Annotated in this window: 2 protein-coding genes; both read left to right on the plus strand. The window is 72.5% G+C overall.

What is annotated here, in order from left to right; genetic code table 11:
* The coding region (locus ACOV8S_RS32355) for a non-ribosomal peptide synthetase (protein ID WP_448322154.1) at positions 1 to 3,071 on the plus strand (3,071 nt) is incomplete at its 5' end.
* Positions 3,072 to 3,143: 72 nt separating this feature from the next.
* The gene (locus ACOV8S_RS32360) at positions 3,144 to 4,472 is read left to right on the plus strand and encodes a cation:proton antiporter (RefSeq protein ID WP_448322156.1); all 1,329 of its coding nucleotides are present in this window, start codon (positions 3,144 to 3,146) and stop codon (positions 4,470 to 4,472) included.
* Positions 4,473 to 4,499: the final 27 nt, after the last annotated feature.

The following is a 4,499-nucleotide window of genomic DNA, read 5'->3' on the forward strand; positions in this document are numbered from 1 at the left end:
CCGGCAACCCCACCTTCCGCGAACTCCTCACCCGCACCCGCGAAACCGACCTCGCCGCCTACACCCACCAGGACATCCCCTTCGAACGCCTCGTCGAAGCCATCAACCCCCAACGCTCACTCGCCCGTCACCCCCTGTTCCAGGTGATCTTCGGTCTGGACGCCACCGGCGGCGGTGCCCTGGGCCTGCCCGGTCTGACGGTGACGCAGGAGCCGGTTCCGTTCGAGGTCAGCCGGTTCGACCTGGGCTTCAACTTCACCGAGGAGTACGCGAGCGACGGCCGGCCGGCCGGTATCGGCGGCCTGCTGCACTACAGCACCCACCTGTTCGACCAGGAGAGCGTCGAAGCCCTGGTGACCCGGATGGTGCGCGTGCTGGAGGCGGCGGTCGCGGATCCGGACCAGCCCCTCGGCAGGATCGCGGTCCTCACCGAGGAGGAGTGCCGCCGGATGCTGGGGGAGTGGAACGACACCGCGGTCGAGCTGACCGACGCGACGCTTCCCGCCCTCTTCCAGGCCCAGGTCGCGCGGACACCCCAACACCCGGCGGTGCTGGCCTCCGGAACCGAGCTGAGCTACGACGCGCTCAACGAGCGGGCCAACCGCCTCGCCCACCACCTGATCGCCCAAGGGGTCGGCCCCGAGCAGTTCGTCGCCCTCGCCCTGCCGCGGACCGCGCAGACCATGGTGGCGCTGCTCGCCGTGCTCAAGGCGGGAGCCGCCTACCTTCCGGTCGACCCCGCCTACCCGGCGGACCGGATCGCCTACCTGCTGCAGGACGCCGCCCCGGCGCTCGTCCTCACCGTGGAGGAGACCGAGCGGACGCTGCCGGACGGTTCGCGGACTCCGCGCCTGGTCCTGGACGACCCCGAGGTCGTCGCCGCCGTGGACCGCCGGCCCGCCACCGACCCGACCGACCGCGACCGCGGTGCCGTCCTGCACCCGTCGCACCCGGCGTACGTCATCTACACCTCGGGCTCCACCGGCCGTCCCAAGGGAGTCGTGGTCACCCATGCCAATGTGGCCAACCTGGCCGCCTGGGCCCGGGACGAGTTCGGCGCCCGGCCCTTGGAGCACGTCCTGTTCACCACGTCACTCAACTTCGACGTCTCCGTGTTCGAGATGTTCGGCCCGCTGCTGACCGGCGGCTGCCTCGAAGTGCTGCGTGACCTGCTGGCCCTGGGCGACCGGGACACCGGCGACCGTTCCGGGGTCCTGGTGAGCGGGGTTCCGTCCGCGCTCGCCCGGATCGTGTCCCGCGGCGACGTGCGCACCGCGGCGGACACCGTGGTGTTCTGCGGCGAGGCACTGACCGCCCAGGCCGCCACGGTGGTCCGGGACGCACTCGGGGCCGGCCGCGTCCACAACATCTACGGCCCGACCGAGGCGACGGTGTACGCCACCGCGTGGTCCACGGACGGCCCCGTCACCCGGGCGCCGTCGATCGGCCGCCCGCTGCACAACACGCGGACGTACGTCCTGGACGGCAACCTGCAGCCGGTCCCGGCCGGCGTGGCGGGGGAGCTGTACCTGGCCGGCGCGGGCCTGGCGCGCGGGTACCTCGGTCGTCCGGACCTGACCGCGGAGCGGTTCGTCGCGGACCCCTTCGGCCCGGCCGGCAGCCGCATGTACCGCACCGGTGACCTCGCCCGCTGGAGCGGCGACGGGCTGCTGGAGTACCTGGGGCGGGTCGACGACCAGGTGAAGATCCGCGGCTACCGCATCGAACTGGGCGAGATCGACGCCGTGCTGGGCCGCTTCCCGGGTGTCGCGCAGGTCGCGGTGGTGGCCCGTGAGGACCGGCCGGGCGACAAGCGGCTGGTCGCCTACGTGGTGGCCGAGGCGGGGCACGCCGACGTGGACACCGGGGCCCTGCGCGCCCACGCGGCCGGTCTGCTGCCGGAGTACATGGTGCCCTCGGCGTTCGTGGTGCTGGAGCGACTGCCGTCGACCGCCAACGGCAAGCTGGACCGGCGGGCCCTGCCGGCGCCCTCGTACGGCACGGGCTCCGCGAGGCGTGGTCCGCGCACCCCGCGCGAGGAGGTCCTGTGCGGTCTCTTCGCGGAGACCCTGGGCGTACCCGAGGTGGGGATCGACGACAACTTCTTCGAGCTGGGCGGCCACTCCCTGCTGGCGGTCCAGCTGATCGGCCGCATCCGGGACGTGCTCGGCGAGACGCTCGCCATCCGCGCGCTGTTCGCCGCGCCGACCGCGGCCGCTCTCGCGGAGCAGTCGGAGGGGTCGGAGCGGCCGGAGGGGGAGGGGAGTCCGGGGCGGTCCTCGGCCGGGGACGCGTTCGACGTGCTCCTGCCCATCAGGGACGCGGGTGGCGATGCGGCACTCTTCTGCGTCCATCCCGTGAGCGGTATCGGCTGGTGCTATTCGCCGCTGGCCGGCATCGCCTCGCCGGGGCAGTCGGTCCACGCCTTCCAGGCGCGCGGCCTCGACGGCGAGGGCGCGCTCCCGGGCTCCGTCCGGGAGATGGCGGCCGACTACGTCCGGCAGATGCGTGCCGTGCAGGAGACGGGTCCGTACCACCTGATGGGCTGGTCCTTCGGTGGCGTCGTCGCCCAGGAGATGGCCGTCCAGCTGAGGGCCGAGGGCGAGCGGGTGGAGACCCTCGCACTGCTCGACGCGTACCCCGTCCTCGGGAACGGGTCGCCGCTCCCCGTCACGGAGGCCGAAGTGGTGGCGGGACTCGCCGAGTTCTTCGGGGTACGGGCCGAGGACGGCGCCGAACCCCTCACCATGAGCGGCATCGTGGCCGCGCTGCACCGGGACCGGAACCTGTTCGCCGAACTCGCCGAGCGGCATCTCCCGGAGATCGCCGCGGTCTACCGGAACAATCACCGGCTTCTGACCGGCCACGTTCCCGGTGCCTTCGACGGGGACGTCCAGTTCTACGAGGCGGCCCACGGAAGGCCCGCCGACGCGGACGACGCGACCGTCTGGAACGCGTACACAACAGGCCGGCTCGACGTCTCGCGCATTGCCTGCACGCACGCGGAGATGGCCGGCAAGGAATCGCTCTCCGAGATATGGCAGGGCATCAGCCGGACCGTCGGGCGCTAGGCATCGGGCGGCTCGGCCCGCCCGTGGTCCCGAGGCTTCCTTCGACAACTCAGAGAAAGTGGTGCTTCGCCGATGATGACCGAACTCGCTGGTGGCCTGCCCGCCGTCGCCCAGATGCCCCACCTCTTCCTGCTGCTCGCCGTGGTCATGGTCTGCGGCCATGTCGCGGGCCGCCTCTGCCGGCGGCTGGGGCAGCCTCCGGTGATGGGCGAGATCCTCACCGGCATAGCCCTGGGCCCCTCGCTGCTGGGAGCGATGTGGCCCTCGGGGCAGCGGTGGCTGTTTCCCGCGGACCTGCTCCCGGTGGTGAACGCACTGGCGCAACTCGGCCTGGTCGTCTTCATGTTCCTGGTCGGGTACGAGCTGAACGTGGGCCAGGTCCGCCGGGCCGGCCGGACCGCGGTGCTGGTCAGCAACGTGAGTGTGCTGGTGCCGATGATCGGCGGGGGCCTCCTCGCCGGCGTGATGTACGGGCGGTTCGCCGGTCCCGGGGTCGGATTCCCGGCGTTCGCCCTCTTCCTCGCGCTGACCATGAGCGTCACCGCGTTCCCGGTGCTCGCCCGGATCCTCACGGACCGCAAGATGGCACGCACCACCGTGGGCGGGCTCGCCCTCACCTGCGCGGCGGTCGACGACATCACCGCCTGGTGCGTGCTCGCCCTGGCGACGGCGCTGGGCGGGCACACCTCGGTGACCGCGGCGTTCACCACGCTCGTCCTGACCGCCGTGTTCGTCTCGGTGATGCTGTACGGGGTGCGCCCCCTGCTGGCCCGGCTGGCGGCGCGTCACGCGGAACGCCTGGCCGGGGGCGCGACCACCCTGCTGGTGCTCCTGACCGGTGTCCTGCTGTCCTCCTTCGTCACCGACTGGATCGGCATCCACGCGATCTTCGGAGCCTTCCTGTTCGGCGCCGTCCTGCCACGCGGTGCGGCACCCGCGACGGCCGCCGTGGAACAGGTGCGCGGCATCACCGTGGTGCTCCTGCTGCCGCTGTTCTTCGCCTACTCGGGCCTGCAGACCGACTTCCGGCTGATCGCCGCCGAGCCCGCCCTGTGGGGCTGGTGCGTCCTGGTCGTCGTCGTCGCGACCGTCACCAAGTGGGCGGGGAGCACCGGGGCGGCCAGGATGACCGGGCTCGGCTGGCAGGACTCCCTCTCGCTCGGCGCACTCATGAACTGCCGGGGGCTGACCGAGCTGGTGGTGCTCGGCATCGGTCTGCAGCTGGGGATCATCACCCCCACCGTGTTCGCCATGCTGGTGGTGATGACGCTGGTCACCACGGGGGTGACGGCGCCCGCGCTCGGCCTGATCGACCGCATGGCCGCCCGGCGGCGGCCGTCCCTCGCCGGCCGGCCGGAGGACCTCGCTCCCGTGCGGCAGCGGGAAACCGTCGCCGGATGACCTCCTGCCCCCCGGATGACCCCCTCC

This window comes from Streptomyces sp. CO7, from assembly GCF_053474865.1.